General features: G+C 66.7%; 19 protein-coding genes and 3 pseudogenes. 11 read left to right on the top strand and 11 right to left on the bottom strand.

The window, feature by feature from the left end; all coding sequences use genetic code 11:
* Positions 1-152 precede the first annotated feature (152 nt).
* The 4 genes and pseudogenes from AB4Z47_RS01140 to AB4Z47_RS01125 all read right to left on the bottom strand — a co-directional run.
* Positions 153-341 (bottom strand): hypothetical protein, encoded by a 189-nt coding sequence (locus AB4Z47_RS01140; RefSeq protein WP_441947345.1) that lies wholly within the window; start codon positions 339-341, stop codon positions 153-155.
* Between the two features lie 388 nt (positions 342-729).
* Positions 730-1,131, bottom strand: a complete 402-nt coding sequence (locus AB4Z47_RS01135) for a PaaI family thioesterase (RefSeq protein ID WP_441947254.1) — start codon at positions 1,129-1,131, stop codon at positions 730-732.
* Between the two features lie 55 nt (positions 1,132-1,186).
* A complete protein-coding gene (locus tag AB4Z47_RS01130) occupies positions 1,187-2,389 on the bottom strand; it encodes an MFS transporter (RefSeq protein ID WP_441947253.1) in 1,203 nt (400 codons plus the stop codon).
* A gap of 76 nt (positions 2,390-2,465) precedes the next feature.
* Positions 2,466-3,602 (bottom strand): annotated as a pseudogene (locus AB4Z47_RS01125) (transcription termination factor Rho, short form); the annotation flags it as partial.
* Between the two features lie 365 nt (positions 3,603-3,967).
* On the opposite strand from AB4Z47_RS01125, the gene AB4Z47_RS01120 reads away from it, so the two are divergent.
* Positions 3,968-4,825 (top strand): cyclopropane mycolic acid synthase family methyltransferase, encoded by an 858-nt coding sequence (locus AB4Z47_RS01120; protein ID WP_441947252.1) that lies wholly within the window; start codon positions 3,968-3,970, stop codon positions 4,823-4,825.
* Between the two features lie 179 nt (positions 4,826-5,004).
* Here the strand turns inward: AB4Z47_RS01120 and AB4Z47_RS01115 are convergent, their stop codons facing one another.
* Positions 5,005-5,376, bottom strand: a complete 372-nt coding sequence (locus AB4Z47_RS01115) for a hypothetical protein (RefSeq protein WP_441947251.1) — start codon at positions 5,374-5,376, stop codon at positions 5,005-5,007.
* A gap of 258 nt (positions 5,377-5,634) precedes the next feature.
* Here AB4Z47_RS01115 and AB4Z47_RS01110 point away from each other — a divergent pair, with 258 nt between their 5' ends.
* The 3 genes from AB4Z47_RS01110 to AB4Z47_RS01100 all read left to right on the top strand — a co-directional run bounded on the left by AB4Z47_RS01110 (position 5,635) and on the right by AB4Z47_RS01100 (position 8,689).
* Entirely contained in the window at positions 5,635-6,198 is a 564-nt protein-coding gene (locus tag AB4Z47_RS01110; RefSeq protein WP_441947250.1) for a sigma-70 family RNA polymerase sigma factor, read from the top strand.
* Between the two features lie 83 nt (positions 6,199-6,281).
* Complete coding sequence (locus AB4Z47_RS01105) at positions 6,282-7,556, top strand: N-acetylmuramoyl-L-alanine amidase (RefSeq protein ID WP_441947249.1); 1,275 nt, start codon at positions 6,282-6,284, stop codon at positions 7,554-7,556.
* A 95-nt stretch (positions 7,557-7,651) separates the two neighbouring features.
* Positions 7,652-8,689 carry a CobW family GTP-binding protein gene (locus tag AB4Z47_RS01100; RefSeq protein ID WP_441947248.1) on the top strand — a complete coding sequence of 346 codons (1,038 nt, stop codon included), beginning with the start codon at positions 7,652-7,654 and terminating at the stop codon, positions 8,687-8,689.
* Here the strand turns inward: AB4Z47_RS01100 and AB4Z47_RS01095 are convergent.
* The 4 genes from AB4Z47_RS01095 to AB4Z47_RS01080 are packed head-to-tail and all read right to left on the bottom strand — an operon-like array spanning position 8,686 to position 11,564.
* Positions 8,686-9,117 (bottom strand): molybdenum cofactor biosynthesis protein MoaE, encoded by a 432-nt coding sequence (locus AB4Z47_RS01095; RefSeq protein ID WP_441947247.1) that lies wholly within the window; start codon positions 9,115-9,117, stop codon positions 8,686-8,688. The genes AB4Z47_RS01100 and AB4Z47_RS01095 overlap by 4 nt on opposite strands.
* Entirely contained in the window at positions 9,104-10,162 is a 1,059-nt protein-coding gene (moaCB, locus tag AB4Z47_RS01090; protein ID WP_441947246.1) for a bifunctional molybdenum cofactor biosynthesis protein MoaC/MoaB, read from the bottom strand. The genes AB4Z47_RS01095 and moaCB overlap by 14 nt, the downstream gene beginning before the upstream one ends.
* Positions 10,159-10,320, bottom strand: a complete 162-nt coding sequence (locus AB4Z47_RS01085) for a hypothetical protein (protein WP_441947245.1) — start codon at positions 10,318-10,320, stop codon at positions 10,159-10,161. Before AB4Z47_RS01085 ends, moaCB begins: the two co-directional genes overlap by 4 nt.
* Complete coding sequence (locus tag AB4Z47_RS01080; protein WP_441947244.1) at positions 10,317-11,564, bottom strand: molybdopterin molybdotransferase MoeA; 1,248 nt, start codon at positions 11,562-11,564, stop codon at positions 10,317-10,319. Before AB4Z47_RS01080 ends, AB4Z47_RS01085 begins: the two co-directional genes overlap by 4 nt.
* 172 nt (positions 11,565-11,736) lie before the next feature.
* Between AB4Z47_RS01080 and moaA the strand changes: the two genes are divergently transcribed.
* Entirely contained in the window at positions 11,737-12,795 is a 1,059-nt protein-coding gene (gene moaA / locus AB4Z47_RS01075; RefSeq protein ID WP_441947243.1) for a GTP 3',8-cyclase MoaA, read from the top strand.
* A complete protein-coding gene (locus AB4Z47_RS01070; RefSeq protein WP_441947242.1) occupies positions 12,788-13,030 on the top strand; it encodes a MoaD/ThiS family protein in 243 nt (80 codons plus the stop codon). Before moaA ends, AB4Z47_RS01070 begins: the two co-directional genes overlap by 8 nt.
* A gap of 70 nt (positions 13,031-13,100) precedes the next feature.
* Here AB4Z47_RS01070 and nadE read toward each other — a convergent pair whose 3' ends face one another.
* Together nadE and AB4Z47_RS01060 are read right to left on the bottom strand one after the other, a co-directional pair.
* The gene (gene nadE / locus AB4Z47_RS01065; RefSeq protein ID WP_441947241.1) at positions 13,101-13,928 is read right to left on the bottom strand and encodes an ammonia-dependent NAD(+) synthetase; all 828 of its coding nucleotides are present in this window, start codon (positions 13,926-13,928) and stop codon (positions 13,101-13,103) included.
* 22 nt (positions 13,929-13,950) lie between these two features.
* Positions 13,951-14,547, bottom strand: a complete 597-nt coding sequence (locus AB4Z47_RS01060) for a TetR/AcrR family transcriptional regulator (RefSeq protein WP_441947335.1) — start codon at positions 14,545-14,547, stop codon at positions 13,951-13,953.
* Positions 14,548-14,697: 150 nt separating this feature from the next.
* Between AB4Z47_RS01060 and AB4Z47_RS01055 the strand changes: the two genes are divergently transcribed.
* From AB4Z47_RS01055 to AB4Z47_RS01035, 5 genes and pseudogenes are all read left to right on the top strand, one after another.
* The gene (locus AB4Z47_RS01055) at positions 14,698-15,267 is read left to right on the top strand and encodes an NAD(P)H-dependent oxidoreductase (RefSeq protein ID WP_441947240.1); all 570 of its coding nucleotides are present in this window, start codon (positions 14,698-14,700) and stop codon (positions 15,265-15,267) included.
* 436 nt (positions 15,268-15,703) lie between these two features.
* Complete coding sequence (gene nrdH / locus AB4Z47_RS01050; RefSeq protein ID WP_327120349.1) at positions 15,704-15,937, top strand: glutaredoxin-like protein NrdH; 234 nt, start codon at positions 15,704-15,706, stop codon at positions 15,935-15,937.
* Between the two features lie 73 nt (positions 15,938-16,010).
* Positions 16,011-16,472, top strand: coding sequence for a class Ib ribonucleoside-diphosphate reductase assembly flavoprotein NrdI (gene nrdI, locus AB4Z47_RS01045; RefSeq protein ID WP_441947239.1), 462 nt, complete (start codon positions 16,011-16,013; stop codon positions 16,470-16,472).
* A gap of 35 nt (positions 16,473-16,507) precedes the next feature.
* Positions 16,508-17,008 (top strand): annotated as a pseudogene (locus AB4Z47_RS01040) (ribonucleotide reductase N-terminal alpha domain-containing protein); the annotation flags it as partial.
* Positions 16,997-18,202 (top strand): annotated as a pseudogene (locus AB4Z47_RS01035) (LAGLIDADG family homing endonuclease); the annotation flags it as partial. The pseudogenes AB4Z47_RS01040 and AB4Z47_RS01035, both read left to right, overlap by 12 nt.
* Positions 18,203-18,215: the final 13 nt, after the last annotated feature.

The raw sequence follows: 18,215 nt of genomic DNA, 5'->3' as shown, positions 1-18,215 counted from the left end.
CGAACAGCGCGAGCGGTTCCTGGCCGCCATGCCCGGCCCGGTAGCAACGCTAAACAACCTGCTCTGGGAACATTGATACCGCACCCGGAGGCTGTGGACGCACTGACCGGTCCACAGCCTGTTCGCGAACCGATTGTCGCCACGTCCGATGATCAGAACAGAGTGTCGCGGACCCGTAGCGGCCGGCAGCCGGTGGGACCGAGCTGGGCGAGTTCGGCGTCGATGTCGAACGCCAGATCCGCTGGGCTGAGGGTGAAGCACCGGAACAGCTCTTCACGGCTGATCTCCGGGAACTCCCGAAGCCGTTGCAACTCCTCGTCCGCGAATACCCCCCTTGCCACGAACCCAGCCCTCGGGCACCCCGACCAACCTCATCGGCAGCCAAGCCGAGCATCAACCACCGCCCGCCGCATCCGGAACCGGCGAATCACCCTCTACTAGTGCACATCCAGAACTTCGTGGGATTTTCGGCGAGTCCGGGACCCCCACTGACCGACGGTGAGCACAACAGGGACCGGTATGCCAGACCAGAAGCCCCCAGCGTCGAGTTTCCTTGCGACACAACAAAACCAACTGGAGGCTTCCGCAATTCTCGAACACTGTCCAGTGCGCCGCCCTTCAGGGCGGTGGTGAAGGTCCACCCGGGAGGCCTGCCAGGGCCGGGCGCGCCCTGAACCGGGCGGTCCTGCTGCTCGATGTGCTGGTGCAGCACCGGGATAGGGGCACCGCCTACAGCACCGCTTGGGTCTGGGTCACCTTCGCGACCAGCTTGTCGGCGTCGTCGCGGATCACCGTCTCGACCACGATGAACGAACGCCCGGCGTGCAGCGGGGTCGAGGAGGCGTTGGCGTATCCGGAGCGGACGGCGCGCAGGAAGTTCGTCTTCGACTCGACCGTGGTGGTGCCCTGCTTGCCTTCGGGCAGGTTCAGGAACGCACACACCGCACCGGTCGCGTCGGCGAGCGACATCAGTACCCCGCCGTGCAACACGCCGCCGAGGGTGCAGAGCGATTCGCTCCAGGCGAGCCGGCTGCGCACCAGCTCGGGTCGGTGCTCGACGACCTCGACACCGAGACGCTCGGTGAACGGCATGGTCTGGTGGAACAGTGTGGTGCCCGTCGCATCGATCATGGACATGATCCTGCCCGAGGCCTGCGCGCCGAGTCGACTACTCCGGAGGTAATGGTCACCGATCCGGCGAGGTGCGTCCCTGTGCGCGGTGTGCCCACAGGGCCGCTATCGCCAGCGCGGCGGTCACTCCGCCGAGCGCCATAACAGTGCTGGGCGAATCGTGGTCCACGACGATGCCGCCCGCGAGCGCGCCGAGCGAGATCGTCGCCTGGAACGAACTGGTGAACAGCACCGCCGCCGCCTCCGGCGCGTCAGGCGCCGCCTTTGCGAACCACGCCTGGGAGGAGACCGGCACCGCGCCGTACCCGACTCCCCACACGACCAGCAGAACCAGTGCGCCGAATCCCCACCGGCCCGGCACGGGCAGCAGCAGCGTGGCGCCGGCGATCAGCGCCGCGGCCGCGGCGAAGGTGGCGCGGGGCCTGCGCATGATCCAGGCGCCACCGAGAAAGTTGCCGAGAATGCCCGCGGCGCCGTAGCTCAGCAGCAGGATAGTGACCACGCCGGGGCCGACCAGCGTGACCTGTTCGAGGAACGGCGTCACGTAGGTGTACGCGCCGAAATGGGCTAGCACGATGAGAAATGTTGCCAGCAGGGCGAATCGGATGTCGCCGCGGCGCAGCAGCGCACCCAGCAGCGCGGGCCGCGTGATCTTGCGGGCGGGTAGCGCGGGCAGGAAGGTGACCAGCATGGCCGACACGACAGCCGTCAGGACGCCGACCACGACGAAAGTCGTTCGCCAACCGGCGATTCCACCCAGCAGCGTGCCCGAGGGAACACCGAGCACGGAGCCGAGCGGCACCGAGGAGAAGATCACCGCGTTGGCCTTGCCGACCGAATCGGCGGGCACCAGGCGTTCGGCCAATCCGGCCGCGATAGACCAGAAGCCGCCGACGGTGACGCCGACCAGCACCCGCGAGACCAGCACCACCCAGTATTCCGGTGCGGCCGCCACCAGCGCGTTGGCGAGGACGAGCAGAAACATGAACAGGCACAGCATGAGTCGCCTGTCGATACGCGCGGTGGCGACGGTGACGACCGGCGCCGCGACGGCGGCGACCAGTCCCGGCATGGTCATCATCAGCCCGGCCATGCCGTCGGAGATGGTGAAGTCGGCGCCGATCGAGGTGAGCAGCCCGATCGGCAGTATCTCGGTGGTGACGATCGAGAAAATCGCGAGCATGACCGAGACGACTGCGGGCCAGCCGGTCAGCGTGGTGCGGCGGGGCGTCGGTGCGGTGGTGTGAACTGTGGACACGAGATCGAGTCCAGCAGTCACGTGGTGCTCGAGCTGGCGGGTTCACGCCAGCACCGTCGGCCGTGGCCGAGGTCACTCAGCCGCGGGCGGACCGCATCGGGGCCAGGAACTCCGCGTTGGTCTGGGTTTTGCGAAGGCCCGCCAGCAGCAGGTCGAGTGCCTGCTGCCCGTCCAGGGGAGCCAGGGACGCGCGCAGCTTATGGGTCGCGGTCAGTTCGTCCGGAGTGAGCAGCAGCTCGTCTTTGCGGGTGCTGGACTTTGCGATGTCGACGGCGGGGAAGACGCGCCTGTTCGCCGCGGCGCGGTCCAGTTTGAGTTCGGCGTTGCCGGTGCCCTTGTACTCCTCGAAGATCACCGTGTCGCCTAGGGAGCCGGTCTCCACCAAGGCGGTGGCGATGATGGTGAGCGAGCCGCCGTGCTCGATATTGCGGGCGGCGCCGAGGAAGCGTTTGGGCGGGGCGAGCGCGGCGGCATCCACGCCACCGGACAGGATGCGGCCCGATCCGGGGGCGGCCACGTTGTAGGCGCGAGCGAGGCGAGTCAGTGAGTCGAGTAGGACGACGACGTCGCGTCCCATCTCGACGAGCCGCTTGGCGCGTTCGATGGCCAGTTCGGCCACCGCGATGTGCTCGCGCGGCGGCTGGTCGAAGGTTGCGGCGGCGACATCGGCGGACACCGCCCTGGTCAGGTCGGTGACCTCCTCGGGGCGCTCGCCGACCAGCACGAGCAGCAGCTCGCATTCCGGGTGGTTCTTCACGATGCCGTGCGCAATCGCTTGCAGCACAGCAGTTTTTCCCGCCTTGGGCGGCGCGACGACGAGCGCACGCTGCCCCTTGCCGATGGGCATGACCAGGTCGGTGACACGTGTGGTCATAGCATGCTGTTCGGTTTCGAGGCGGAGGCGTTGGTCGGGATAGATCGGGACCAGATCGGCGAACTCCGGGCGGCCGCGCAGCCGGTCCGGCCGCTGCCCGTTGACGGTCCGCACCGTGTGCAGTGTGGCGGGCTTGTCGGATCGGGAATCGGATTGCGCTGTGCCGGTGACGAAGTCGCCGCGACGCAGTGCGTTCTCCCGGATCAGCCTGGTCGGGACGGTGACGTCGTGCGGACCAGAGAGGTAGCCGTCGACGCGCAGTGCGCCACGGTTGCCCACGATGTCCAGGATGCCGGTCACGGTCTGTGCCTCGTCTTGCCGATCAGGCGACATCTTCTCAATCATGTTGGGGATCATGGTTTTTCCATTTCAGGTAGGTGCGGTTCATGTTCAGGTAGGGGTAGTTCATGGATGCGGCGAATGCCGTGACATGCAGTGGAACTGCGGCGACGATCCCCCGAGTTGCGGAACGATGCACGAGTCCGGTTCGGAACGGGGGCCTCGGAATTCTTGTGGGAGGAACACCTACGTCCACAAGAGCTAGACATTCCTGAGGCTACCGGGGTGCCCGTCGACGCGCAAGGCGGGCGAGCGTGCCTCGACAGCGCGTCGGCAACGCTTCGGTATCGTTCGGCACCGACGGTAAACGAAACTCCCCGCTCGCGCGTATCAGCTGATGAGGCCCGATGAACAGGAGAAACGTGATGACCGACCTCCCGCCGTTCTATCGGCAGGTGCAAGCGCACTACGACCTGTCCGACGAGTTCTACGCGCTATTCCTGGACCCCTCGATGACCTATAGCTGTGCCTACTTCGAGCGCCCGGATATGACGCTCGAACAGGCACAGCGCGCCAAGATCGATTTGGCGCTCGGCAAGCTCGACCTGCAGCCGGGCATGACCCTACTCGATATCGGATGCGGTTGGGGCGCAACGATGGTGCGTGCCGCAACGGTGTACGGGGTCAAGGTTGTCGGGCTCACGCTCAGCCGCAACCAGTACGAATACGTGCAGGCCATGATCGACCGGGAGCGCATCCCGGGCGCCGAGGTCCGGCTGCAGGGCTGGGAGGAGTACGAGGGCGGCGCCGACCGGATCGTCAGCATCGGCGCATTCGAGCACTTCCGGCGTGAGCGCTATGAGGCCTTCTTCGAGTGTTGCTACCGAATGCTTCCGAACGACGGGCGGATGCTCCTGCATACCATCATCGGCCACACGCTCAACGACCTACGGCGCATGAATATTCCCGTCACCCGGGACAACGCCTTGTTCCACATCTTCATCAAGCGGGAGATCTTCCCGGGCGGACAGCTGCCGCAGCCCGCGGTGGTGACCCGGCTCGCCGGTCGCGCCGGGTTCGGCACGGAGAAGATCCAGGAGTTGCAGCCGCACTACGCGCGCACACTCGACTGCTGGGCCGCCGCGCTACGCGACCACCGTGACGAGGCGATCGCGCTCGCGTCCGAGGAAGTCTACGAGCGCTATATGAAGTACCTGACCGGCTGCGCGGCCAACTTCCGCAGCGGGCACATCGACGTCATGCAGTTCACTTTGGTGAAGTGAGCCGCCGAGGGCGCGCCGTTCACCTCATCCGCGCCACGACGGCCTCGGGCAGCTGGGGCAGCACCAGATCGATCGATCGCCACGGATGCCGGGATGGGCAGCCATGCGCTCGTCATGCGGCCGACCCTAGTGCCTGTTGAACGTGAGTCGATACGCGGACGAGGCGTTTCCCCGCGCGGTCAGCCGCCGAAGGATCCGGTGCTCGGCGGCGGGGGCAGTAACCGCCACGGGCCGCAGTTCTCGGTCTTGAACGCGACATCGGTCGGCTTGATCTCCACTCGCACGGGGCTGAGGCGGGTGAAGTTGTTCGCGATGATGTTCTTCATGTCGGTGTTGTCGCCCTCGACCTTCCACAGCCTGCGCCAGTCGCAGCCGTAAGCCGGATCGGGGGTGCCCGGCGCCTCCCAGGTGCCGGGGAAAATGTCGACCCCGACCAGGTAGAGGCCGTCGTCCGGCATGGTGTTCGCGGGTTCGGCCGCAGCTGTTCCTGCTCCGAGCAGGGTCGCCGCGGCGGCCATGGCCCCCGCGGTCAGGAGCGTGCTTGCACGCATGACGATGTTCTCCTCGACTGTCTTCTGCTGCCGCGTCGCGGCTGACGAGGGAGATCCCCGAAATCTCCGGGGGCAAGGTTTACCAGAACCGCCCGAGGTATGTGATCGAAACCGGAATTCCGGTCGACGGCAGCACTGAATCGTCGGCGATGTTGTCATCCGGTCGGATCGCCGCGATATCCCGGTATGAGATGTGCTCGGCTTGCCTCCCGCGTCGGGCAGGTGCGCTCTGTCCCGTGTGGCCTGCGTTGCGCGCGATTGTGCACCGACGAGGGCCTCGCCACCGTGCTGACCAGCGAGCGTGCGCTGCTGCACTGGCGGGCCTCGCGATCGTTGGACGATCCGGGGCTCGCAGAACAGGCGGTACAGGAAACCCTGCTGCGCGCGTGGCGTTCCTGTGGGAGGTTCGACGAAGCCAAGGGCGCGGTCCGGACCTGGCTACTGGCCATTCAGCGCAACGTCGTCATCGACATGGCTCGCGCGCGGGCCGCACGGCCCTGGGATGCCGACTGGGACGAGGTCGACGAACTGACCAATTCCCGGTATGCGCACCCCGATTTCACCGACGGGCTGGTCGACGGCCTACTGGTGGCGCAACTGCTGGCCCTGCTGCCCGCCGCCCAGCGGGAGGCGGTGACCGAGGTGATTCTGCGGGACCGGGCCTACCAGGAGGTCGCCGACGACTTCGGCGTCCCCGTGGGCACGGTGAAGACGCGGGTGCACTACGGCCTTCGGTCGCTGCGCAGTCTGCCGCTGGCTTCTGAGCAGCCCGAACATGCCATTCCGCTGAGTAACGGTTCGATAACTGGCCTTGCTTGCTGATACCCACGTTGCAAGAGTGACTATTGGGTTTGGTGTTACTAGTGGGAAGGGAGGGGTGCCCTGTCTCGGGGCGCCGACCGCACATGAAGCCAAGCATCATCAAGGCCGGTAGCTGTACCGCCGTCACGGCCGCGGTGACATTGACGCTCTCCGGACTGCTCCCGATAATTGCGCAAGCTACACCGGCAGCGCCGGACATAACGAACAAACTCGCAGGCAAGACCATATTTCTCGATCCCGGCCACCAGGGGTCGAATCACTCGGAGGACCTGGCCAGACAAGTCGGCGATGGTCGCGGCGGTACGAAGGACTGCCAGACCACCGGTATGACCACGATGAACGGCATCCCCGAGCACACCATCAACTGGAACGTCGCGCAGTTGGTCAAGGCGTCGTTGGAGAGTCTCGGCGCGCGCGTGGTGTTGAGCCGCCAAGACGACACGGGCTGGGGTGGCTGCATCGACGAGCGGGCGCGTGCGGCCAACGAGTCCGGCGCCGCGGTCGCCGTGAGCATTCACGCCGACAGCGCTCCCGCGGAGTACCGGGGCTTCCACCTGATCATTCCAACACTGCCGATACCGGACGGGACGGTGAATCAGGTCCAGTCCGGATCAGGATATGCCGCATCGAAGTCGGTCCGCGACGCTTACCTGCACGCCGGGTTCCCCTCGGCGAACTACGCGGGTGTGGCGGACGGGCTACAGACCCGCAAAGACATCGCCGGACCCGCGCTGACCGCCGTCCCCGACGTTTTCGTCGAGATGGGCAACGGCGCGAACCCTGAGGACGCCGCCCTACTGGAGAGCCAGGAAGGGCAGCTCGAGCACGCCATCGCGATCACTACCGGCTTGGTCGGCTATGTGCTCGGCGCTCCGCAGACCGGCTCGTCGTCGGATCGGCCCGGGGCATTTCCGGGCGCTGCGCGGTCGGGTGTTCCGTCGGATCGGCCAGCGATGGCGCTGAGCGTGCCGCAAGCTGTCCCGGGCGCACTACCCGGTCAGACGGTTTCGACTGAGCCGCAGTCTCGGATCATTCCGGATGTGCCGCCGGGCCAGGCAGTTCCAGGTGAACCGCAAGCGCGGATCATCCCGCTGCCGGGTCAGGTTGTTCCTGGTGGGCCGCAGTCTCAGGTTGTTCCTGGTGGGCCGCAGTCTCAGGTTGTTCCTGGTGGGCCGCAGTCTCAGAGCACGCCCGGTACCCAGCAATGGGCCGGTCCCGAAGGGAGCGCCGGCGGGAAGGTCGTTGAGCTGCTGATGCCGTTGGCGAGGTCGCTCGGCATCGACACCACCGTCATCACCCCCGAGTTGGTCAATCTGGCCGACACCCTGTTGGGCCTGCTGCACGGCCCCTCGAAATAGTCCGCACACCGAACCCACCGGACGCCATCCTCGCCACATCGAGGGTGGCGTCCGGCTTTGCAGGCGGCACCGCGCCGCGCAGTAGGCTGAGCGGAATGGCTGACCGGATTCCTGTTGTGCTCGTCGCGGGGTTTCTCGGCTCCGGGAAGACGACCTTGCTCAACCACTTGCTGCGCGACAACCTGGGAACCCGGATCGGGGTGGTGGTCAACGACTTCGGGGCGATCAACATCGACTCGATGCTGGTCGCCGGGCAGGTCGACGCCATGGTCTCGCTCGGCAACGGCTGCGTATGCTGCGCGGTCGACGTCACCGAACTGGATGAGCTGTTCACCCGGCTCGCGCAGCCACGTGCCAAGATCGACGTGATCGTGGTGGAAGCCAGCGGCCTCGCCGAGCCGCGCAACCTCATCCGGATGGTGGTCGGCAGCGACAACCCCCGAATCCGCTACGGCGGATTGGTCGAAGTGGTAGACGCCGAACAGTTTCCGCTCAGTAGCGCACGTCATCCCGAGCTGGTCACGCATCTGCGGCTGGCCGATCTGGTGGTGGTGAACAAGGCCGACCGGGTACCCGCCGCACAGCTGGCCCGGCTGCGGAACCACATCGCGGAGCTCGTCGGCCCGGTGCCGGTGTACGCGACCACGCACGGCCGGATCGATCCCGGACTGCTGTTCGACGAGCCGCTCCGCGAGATACCGCGGGTGGCAGAGCAATTGAGCTTCGATGAACTGCTCGTCGAGCACAACCACGACACGGACCACGACGACCACCGCCATTTGCACGACGAGTACACCAGCGTCTCGTTCACCAGTACGCGAGACCTGGACCCGCGCCGACTGATCGGTTTCCTGGAGGACCCGCCGCCAGGTCTGTTCCGGGCCAAGGGCTTCGCGACATTCGGTGTTGCGGGCGAACGCAGGAAGTTCGGCTTGCACATGGTTGGCCGCCACATCGTCTTCGAACCGGGTAGCTGGGCGCGCGGCGAATCTCGCGGCACGCAGCTGGTGCTCATCGGGGCGGGCCTGCACACCGACACCGCCCTGGCACGCCTGCACGACACGGTGCATGCCGCCACCGATCCGCTCGATCCGCAGACCATGCTCGGCGTCTGGCGCCGCGTGCCGCACTAGCAGGCGTTCACCCATTCCGACAGGCCGTCGGCGAACAGTTGGCGCTTCCAGATCGGCACCTCGTGTTTGATCCGATCCACCAATTCCGCGCACGCGGCGAAGGCCTCGGCGCGGTGTGCGGCCGCGACCGCGACCGCGATCGCGAGATCGCCGATGGTCAGCTCGCCGACGCGGTGCACCGCCGCGACGGGCAGGCCGCGGGAGGCGGCCAGCTCCGCGCACACTGTGCGCAGGAACCGCTCCGCCTGCGGGTGCGCGGAGTATTCCAGGGCCGAAACAGCCTGTCCGCCATCATGGTCGCGGACCTTACCGGTAAACAGAACGACCGCGCCGTAGTGCGGTCCGGTCACCGCCGCATCGACCTCGGCGGGATCGAGTAGGCGGTCGCTGATCCGCGCGAGCCGGACGGTCGCCTCAGCTGTTGTCATGATTGCCGCCTCCGGCCACTTGTGCGAGTAAATGAATCAGTAGCGGTTCCAACACCGCGATGCCGTCTTTGACGCCGCCGGGCGAGCCGGGCAGGTTCACGATGACCGAGCGGCCCGCGAGCCCGGCCACGCCCCGGCTCAGCGCGGCGAGCGGGAACTCGGCAGTGCCGCGTTGCCGGATCGCCTCTGCCACGCCGGGCAGTTCGCGGTCGAGTACCGCGAGAGTGGCTTCCGGTGTGGCGTCGGTCGGGGAGGCGCCGGTTCCCCCCGTGGTGATCACGAGCGCGGGCGCGAAGCGCAGCGCGTCGGCCAGGCCGACCTCGATCTCGGCATCGGCGTAGACCAGCGGCCCGCGCACCGAGAAGCCGAGGCCTGCAAGCCATTCCACGAGAACAGGGCCGGTGGTATCGGCGCGGATGCCCGCCGCGGCACCCGTGGAGGCGACGAGGACCACGGCCGAGAGGGATTCCTCGCCGAGCTCCCGATCGATCTCCTGGTCGGTGTCGGGAAGCTCACCGGCCGAGGATTTTTCGTCACCGATCAGCCGATTCGTGGCCTCGCTCGGTGCTTCGGCGGCGGGACGCTCCCAATGGCCGTGCTTGCCGCCCTCCTTGGTGAGCAACCGCACCGCGTCGAGCGTCGCCGCCGGGTCGACCGCCTTCACCATGTCGTGCAGGGTGAGCCCGGCGACAGCGACAGCGGTCAGTGCCTCCATCTCGACGCCGGTGGGGCCCTTGGTCTTCGCGGTGGCCTCGATAGTTATCGCGGCCTCGGTGAAACCGAACTCGACCCGCACCGAGGACAGCGCCAGCTGGTGGCACAGCGGAATCAGTTCCGAGGTCTTCTTCGCGCCCGCGATGCCGGCGATGCGCGCGGTGGACAGCACATCCGCCTTCGGCAGGTTGTCGGCCCGCACCAGCGCGACCACCTCGGCGGTTGTCCGCAGTTCGCCCGCCGCGACGGCGATCCGGGTGGTGTCGGTCTTCGCAGTCACATCGACCATGCGGGCGCGACCTTCCCGGTCGACATGGGATAGCTCGCTCACGTCTCCGCCTCGCTGGCGCTCGGCTCCGCCGCGACCGAGCGATGCTCGGCTGCGCCTACTGTTCGCTCGCTGCGCTCGCTCACGGTCTCCGCCTCGCTGGCGCTCGGCTCCGCCGCGACCGAGCGATGCTCGGCTGCGCCTACAGTTCGCTCGCTCATAGTGACCACACTCGCACAGTCGCGCCCGCAGGCAATGCGGAAACCTCGGCAGGTACGTCGATCAATGCGTCGGCCCACGCCATGCTCGCCACCAGGTGCGAGCCGGGCCCGGACACCACCTCGACCGCGATCGGATGTCGGAGCGAACCGGGAGGATCCCCGGACTGTCCGCGGACCAGCTTGCCGCGCAGGAACTGCCGCTTACCCTCCGGCGAGCGAGGCACGGTGGTGCGCAGCGGTAGCTCATAGGTCTCGACTTCGGGCAGGCCCGCGAGGTGGCGCAGGATCGGTCGCGCGAACACCTCGAACGACACCATCGTGCTGACGGGGTTGCCCGGGAAGCTGAGCACCGGGACGCCGCCGACGACGGTCAGCCCCTGCGGTCCGCCGGGCTGCATCGAGACCGAGCCGAACTGCCCGCCGAGCGGCTCGAGCACCTCCTTCACCACCTCGAAGTCGCCCTTGGATACCCCACCGGAGGTGAACACCACATCGGCCGCGCTCGTCGCGGCGGACAGCAGCGCGCGAAAGCGCGCCGGATCGTCGGTGCTGTGCGTGACCGAGACGACCGTGACGCCGTTCGCCGCCAGTGCCGCGGCCAGGGCAGTGCCGTTGGAGTTGTAGATCTGCCCTGGTCGCAGGATGGTTCCCGCGGCTACCAGTTCGTCGCCGGTGGTGATGACCGCTGCGCGCACCGCGGCGAACACCGCCACCATCGGGATGCCGACCGCGGCCAGTGCCGCGATGTGCCGGGGCGCCAGCGCGGTCCCCGCGGTGGCCAGCAGGTCTCCGGCCCGCACGTCGGTGCCTGGTTCGCGCACGAATTCGCCCGCGCTGCGGCCGTGTTCGACGGTCACCGTGTCGCCGTCGGCGTGCGTGTCCTCCACCGGAATCACGCAGTCCGCGCCCGGCGGGAGCGGGGCGCCGGTCATCACCTTGACGGCCGCGCCGGGCGGTAGCGGTGTCCGGCCGGGAGCACCTGCCGCGACCACGCCCGCGAGCGGCAGCGTCACCGGCGCGATTGCTACCGACTCGGCACGCACCGCGTACCCGTCCATCGCCGAGTTACGGAACACCGGAAGATCGATCGGCGACCGGATGTCGTCGGCCAACTGCCGGCCCAACGCCTCCGGCACCGGGGCAGACTCGACCGCGCGCGCGGCCAGCGGCCGCAACAGCTGTTCGATGCTGTCGCGGTAGTCGTCGACGAGCCGGGTCGAGACACTGGCGGGCCGAGGGTTCATGCGAGTCAGCCTAACGCCGGATGCAGGGACTTTCCGCCTCCGCCGACGGCCGCCGGCCCGGTGATCCAGGCGGGCCGGCTGGTGCGGAACGCACACTCGCCGCCCCGCTACGGTGAGCGATTTCGGTACCTTGCGCCGCCGACGATTCTCGGCAGGCCGTCATAATGGACATGTGACTCTGGTCGAGGTCGGGATTCCCGTCGTGCGTTCGGGGCGTCCCTCGCTCGACGGCCGCCCCGACACGCCCTACTTGCTGGATCGGTTCGGACGTGTCGCCCGTGATCTGCGCGTCTCCATCACCGAGAAGTGCTCGCTGCGCTGTACCTACTGTATGCCGGAGGAGGGTCTGCCGGAGATTCCCCGACACGAGCTGCTCACCACCGACGAGATCGTGCGGCTGGTCGGTCTCGCGGTCCGCGAGCTGGGGGTGCGGGAGGTCCGCTTCACCGGAGGCGAGCCGCTCATGCGCCGCGACCTGGAGCAGATCATCGCCGGATGCCACGAAGCGGTGCCGCACATCCCGCTGGCCATGACCACCAACGGCGTCGGGCTGGAGCACCGTGCCCGCGCGCTCGTCGTCGCCGGGCTGCACCGGGTGAACGTGTCGCTGGACACCGTCGACCGGGTCGGCTTCGCACGGCTGACCCGGCGCGACCGCCTCGACTCCACGTTGGCGGGCATCCGCGCCGCACGGCTGGCCGGTCTGGCGCCGGTCAAGGTGAACGCCGTGCTGATGCGCGAAACCCTTTCGGGTGCACCAGATCTGCTGCAGTGGTGCCTGGACGAGAGTTGTGAGCTGCGGTTCATCGAGGAGATGCCGCTGGACGCCGACCACGAGTGGGCTCGCACCAACATGGTCACCGCCGCCGAGCTGCTCGACGTGCTCGGCGCCCGGTTCGAACTCACTGCGGTGGGCCGTGCTGATCCGTCGGCGCCCGCGGAGAAGTGGTCGGTCGACGGCGGCCCCGCGACCGTCGGCATCATCGCGACAGTCACCCGCAAGTTCTGCGACACCTGCGACCGCACCCGGCTCACCGCGGACGGCATGCTGCGCTCCTGCCTGTTCAGCGATCAGGAGTTCGACCTGCGCCAGGCACTGCGTTCCGGTGCCGACGACGACGAGCTCGCAACCCTGTGGCGTGGTGCGATGTGGAGCAAATGGGCAGGCCACGGCATCGACTCCGAAGGGTTCGTCCCCCCGGAACGGACGATGGGAGCCATCGGTGGTTGAGATCCGATACTTCGCCGCCATCGCCGACGCCGTCGGTAAGGACCGCGAGACCCTCGAATTCCCGGCCGGCGCCACGATCGCCGACCTGCGCGCCACCCTGTCCGCCTCCTATGGCCCCGACCTGGACAAGATGCTGTCGGTCTGCGCCTACCTGATCGGCGACGAACTCACCCGCGACCCCGGTGTCGCGCTGAGCCCCCAGGTGGACGTGCTTCCGCCCTTCGCAGGCGGATAATTACGCGGCGCCCCGGCTGTCTGCGTGCTGCTCTCCAGGGGAGAGCCGGTGCCAGTTCTTCCCGGCGCGGCTAGGAACGCCACCAGGTGTCCAGCGGCGTGACCGGGACTGTGCGCTTGTGCCGGGTGTTCAGGAATATCGCTTCGACCTTGGCCGCGACTTCCGGCGTCACGTCCTCGCCCTCGAGGTAGTCGTCGATCTCGCTGTAGCGCAGACCGAGCGCTTCCTCGTCGGGCAGTGCAGGCCGGTCGTCCTCGAGATCGGCGGTGGGGACCTTGGACCAGATGCTGGCGGGTGCGCCCAGTTCCTGCAGCAGCGCCGCGCCCTGACGCTTGGTGAGGCCGGTGAGCGGCGTCAGGTCGACGCCGCCGTCGCCGTACTTGGTGAAGAAGCCGGTGACCGCCTCTGCCGCATGGTCGGTGCCGACGACCAGCAGGTTCTCCTGGCCGGCCAGCGCGTACTGGATCACCATGCGCTCGCGGGCTTTGATGTTGCCCCGCACGAAATCACGCAGCTTGTCCGCCTGAAGCGCCGACGCCGCCTCGGCGGCCACCGCGTTCGCGCCGGGGCGGACGTTCACCGCGACCGACCGATCCGGCTGGATGAATTTCAGCGCGATCCGGGCGTCGTCCTCGTCGGCCTGCACGCCGTAGGGTAGCCGGACGGCTAGGAAGGTCGCGTCGACACTGTCCGCGCGCAGCTCCTCGACCGCGAGCTGGCAGAGCCGTCCGGTGAGCGCGCTGTCCTGCCCGCCGCTGATGCCGAGGACGAAACCGCGCGCGGGAGTGGCGTTCAGATAATCCTTCAGGAAATCGACCCGGCGCCGCACCTCGGTCTTCGGTTCGACGCTCGGCTGGACGCCCAATTCGGTGATGATCTGTTCGCGCAGGTTCCGCATGGCGCTCGAGTCTACTGGCGATTCACCCGGTGACAACGCGCCGAACGAAGGCCTCCCAGTTGTCGCCGATCTGCTCGCGGGTGTAGCCCTGGACGTGCATCTGATGCAAGACGAGCGCCGCGCTGAGTATCGCCAGCAGCGAGTCGACGATCAGCGGAATCTGACCCTGTACGTCGGCCTGGCGCAGCAGCATGGCCACGTGGGCGCGCAGAAGTCCGTAGGGCGCGCCGGAATAGCGGTCCCCGGCTTCGCCGATCTCGGCCGCGCGGTGCAGCTCGCCTTCCACCTCGAGATGCATCAGCCGTTCCCGTCCGAAGGCGACCAGCCGTTCGACCGGTGGCGCGCCGGGACCGAGCGGCGGCGGCCCGAACATGAACGCTTCCTGGTTCTTCCGCTCCGAGTGGTCCAGCAGCGCGTGCATCAGGCCTGACCTGCTGCCGAAACGGCGGAACACTGTGCCCTTGCCGACCCCGGCGCGCTTGGCCAGCGCGTCCATGGTCAGGCTGTCTACGCCATGCTCGCGCACCAGCTCTTGTGCCGCGTCCAGCAGGAGTTGCCGGTTGCGCGCCGCATCCGCGCGTTCGGTGGGCCCCGCCGTGCCGGGCAGCGGAGCGCCGATGCCGAGCAGGCGGCGCTCGTCCGGCGCCGGCGTGCCGGGTGTGGGGTAGTTCACAGCGCTCACGCAGACTCCGCGGGAAATAATCGGACCATGGTCCGGTTGATGTGAGTGGAACGTTCGGAAACCACATTCAGTACACCAGGAGTCGTCATGAGTCAGACCCGCATCCTCGCACTCGTCGGTAGCCTCCGTGCCGCCTCGATCAACCGGCAGCTTGCCGAGACCGCCGTGCAGACCGTCCCCGAGGGCGTCGAGGTCGCCATTTACGAAGGTCTCGGCGATATCCCGTTCTACAACGAAGACATCGACGTTCCCGGTGCCGTCCCCGCCGCCGCGCAGGCGCTGCGTGACGCGGTCGCCGCGGCCGACGGCCTGCTCGTGGTGACTCCGGAATACAACGGCACACTGTCGGCGGTGCTGAAAAACGCCATCGACTGGGCCTCGCGCCCGTACGGCGCGGGCGCCATCAAGGGCAAGCCTTCTGCTGTCGTCAGCGCGTCGATCAGCCCGAACGCCGCTCGGTGGGCGCACGGCGACGCGGTCAAGGCGCTCGGCGTCGCGGGCGCGCGCGTGGTGGAGTCCGCGCATCTGCACTTCGGTGTCGTAGGCGAGCGGTTCGGTGCCGCGCATCCGCGCGAGGACGCCGAGGCGCTGACCGAGCTGGCGGCCACGGTGCGCGAACTGGTCGAGGCGGCGCGCGGCGAACTGGCGTCCGTGTAAGCTCCACGTCCGGTCTCGAGCGAGGGCCACCGCTGCTGGAGTAGCGGTGGCCCTCGCCGTGTGCCAGAAGGTTTGCCGAAAGTAAGCTGCTTGGTCAAATTGTGATCTGCGTCACTGTTGTGTCGAGTTGCGAATCGAGCGTCCTGGTACTTCTCCCGTTGGAATTCCATCCGTGTGACTCGCTACATGTCGTGTTGGATGAATCTGTCGGCCACTAGGTGTAGTGTCTTCGGTACTGGAAGCGGCGCGAGACCTCGCTCGAAAAATGTCGGCCACACGTGGCTGATCAGGGGATTCAAGACCGGATCCAGGAGTTTGCGCAGCATACGTCGGATTGTGCATCGCTAGCGACTGCTTGCAGGTCGCTCGAAACGATCGGCTCGAGCGATCGGCATACGGATCAGAGGCTGTGGATCACAAGGAGAGAGGGATATCAATGACCGTCACCGTGTACACCAAGCCCGCTTGCGTCCAGTGCAACGCCACCTACAAGGCCCTCGACAAGGCCGGGGTGGACTATGAGGTCGTCGACATCTCCGTGAGCGACGAGGCGCGCGACTACGTCATGGCCCTCGGATACCTACAGGCGCCGGTAGTGGTGGCCGGTGACGAGCACTGGTCCGGCTTCCGGCCCGACCGCATCAAGTCGCTCGCGACCGTGGCGGCCTGACCGCTTCCGATTCGTCCGAGGGCGAATGCCGGACGGTCCACTGCCCGGTACTCCGGAGAGGAGGAAGTCGACCATGTCCGAAGGGGCGGCGCTGGTCTACTTCTCCAGTGCCTCGGAGAACACACATCGTTTCGTCGAGAAGCTGGGTCTCCCGGCGACTCGCATACCACTGCACACCGCCGATTCGCTGCGCGTAGACGAACCGTACGTGCTGGTCGTCCCCACCTACGGGGGCGGTCGGCACGTACTGGGGGGTCACCGGTCCGACAAGGATTTCGTGCCGCGGCAGGTCGCCAAGTTCCTCAACGATCCGCACAACCGCGCCCTGCTGCGCGGTGTCATCGCAGCGGGCAACACGAACTTCGGCGATACCTATTGCTTTGCGGGCGAGGTGATCTCGCGCAAGTGCGGGGTGCCGTACCTGTATCGCTTCGAACTCATGGGAACCGCTGAGGACGTCGAACGCGTCCGCGAGGGATTGGGATTGTTTTGGCAACAGCAACGACAGCGCCGACCGGAAAAACAGCTCGCTTAGAGCAGCCCCCGGTCCGCGGCGGCGACGCGGGCGAGATACTGGACTACCACGCCCTCAACGCGATGCTGAACCTGTACGGCCCGAACGGCGAGATCCAGTTCGACAAGGACCGCGAAGCCGCTCACCAGTACTTTCTGCAGCACGTCAATCAGAACACCGTCTTCTTCCACAATCTGGACGAGAAACTGGACTACCTGATCGACGAGAACTACTACGAGGCAGAAGTTCTCGATCAGTACAGCCGCGGGTTCATCAAGAAGCTGTTCAAGCAGGCGTACGCCAAGAAGTTCCGGTTCCCGACCTTCCTCGGCGCGTTCAAGTACTACACCTCGTACACGCTGAAGACCTTCGACGGCAAACGCTACCTGGAGCGGTTCGAGGACCGGGTGTGCATGGTCGCGCTCACTCTCGCCGCCGGTGACGAGACACTGGCGAGCAAGCTGGTCGACGAGATCATCGACGGCCGTTTCCAGCCAGCCACCCCGACCTTCCTCAACTCGGGCAAGAAGCAGCGCGGCGAGCCGGTGTCATGCTTCCCCGCGGGGACCCCGGTGGACACGATGGCCGGTCCGCGGGCGATCGAGACTTTGCAGCCCGGTGACCGGGTACTCTCCCATGACGGTTCCTACTCCGCAGTGGAAACTGTCGTGGAGAACCCGAATGACCAGGCTCTGGTGTCGATTTCGCACTTCGGACACAAGGAGCCCATCCGATGCACGCCTGAGCATCCAATTCTCGTGTGGACTACGCGCGATGTCGATACCTTGATCGAAGGAGATGGCGCGGATCCGTTCAACGGATTCGTGTGGCTGGCTGCCCGAGATGTCCATCCTTCGGATTTCATCGTTACCGCAGCGCCGCTGGAGGGACGCGACCGACGTGCGTACGACCTGATGGAGTATGTCGGGGAAGGTGTCTACGAAGAGGTCGACGGCCTGATTCGCAAGGTGAACATCGACGCGAAGCACCGGAACAAGCAGCGTCATCGAATGACTTTCGTTTCGGTCAATCGCTACGTGGAGGAATCCTACGATCTCGGCCTCATCCTGGGCTGGTATGTCGCGGAGGGGCACGTTTCCAAGCGGGCGGCCAACGGTGGGGTGCTGCCGAACGGTGTCCACTTCACTCTCGGCGCGCATGAAACTGCTTTCCAGGAAGAACTGTCCGGCGCATTCAAGCGAGTGTTCGCAGCGGACCTCTCCGTTCATTCGAACCACTCTGATCACTCCGTGCGCATGGTGTGTAACAGCAAGATCGTGGCGTCGTTGATTCTCTCCATGGCCGGAACCGGATACAGCACGAAGCAGCTGACCCATGATGTTCTCACGGCCGACGAAGACTTCCAGCGTGGACTACTCGCCGGACTGTTCCGCGGGGACGGCTGCTGCACGTCCGGCGGGATGGTTCTGGATCTGGTGAATCCGGGGCTGGTGGATCAGGTGCAGCTGATCCTTCGACGTCTGGGGGTCGTTTCCACAGTTCGCCGGTACATCAACCAGGCGGGGAACCCCACGGGTCAGCTGTTCGTCCCGGGGTTGCCGGGCACGAACGAAGAGTTCATATTCGATGTGGGCAAGAATCTGCACAACTATGTGGGCCGGAAGGGGACATTGCGCACGACGTACCAGGTGGTTCACGGGCGTCATGTGTACGGTATCCGTGAAGTAGTGCGTACCGAGGAAACTCCGGAGAACGTCTACAATCTGCACGTCGAGGGGACACATACCTATACGATTCGCGGTG

It is taken from the genome of Nocardia sp. 2TAF39, from assembly GCF_052114905.1.
GTDB lineage: Bacteria > Actinomycetota > Actinomycetes > Mycobacteriales > Mycobacteriaceae > Nocardia.
This window is presented reverse-complemented; position numbering and strand designations above follow the sequence as displayed.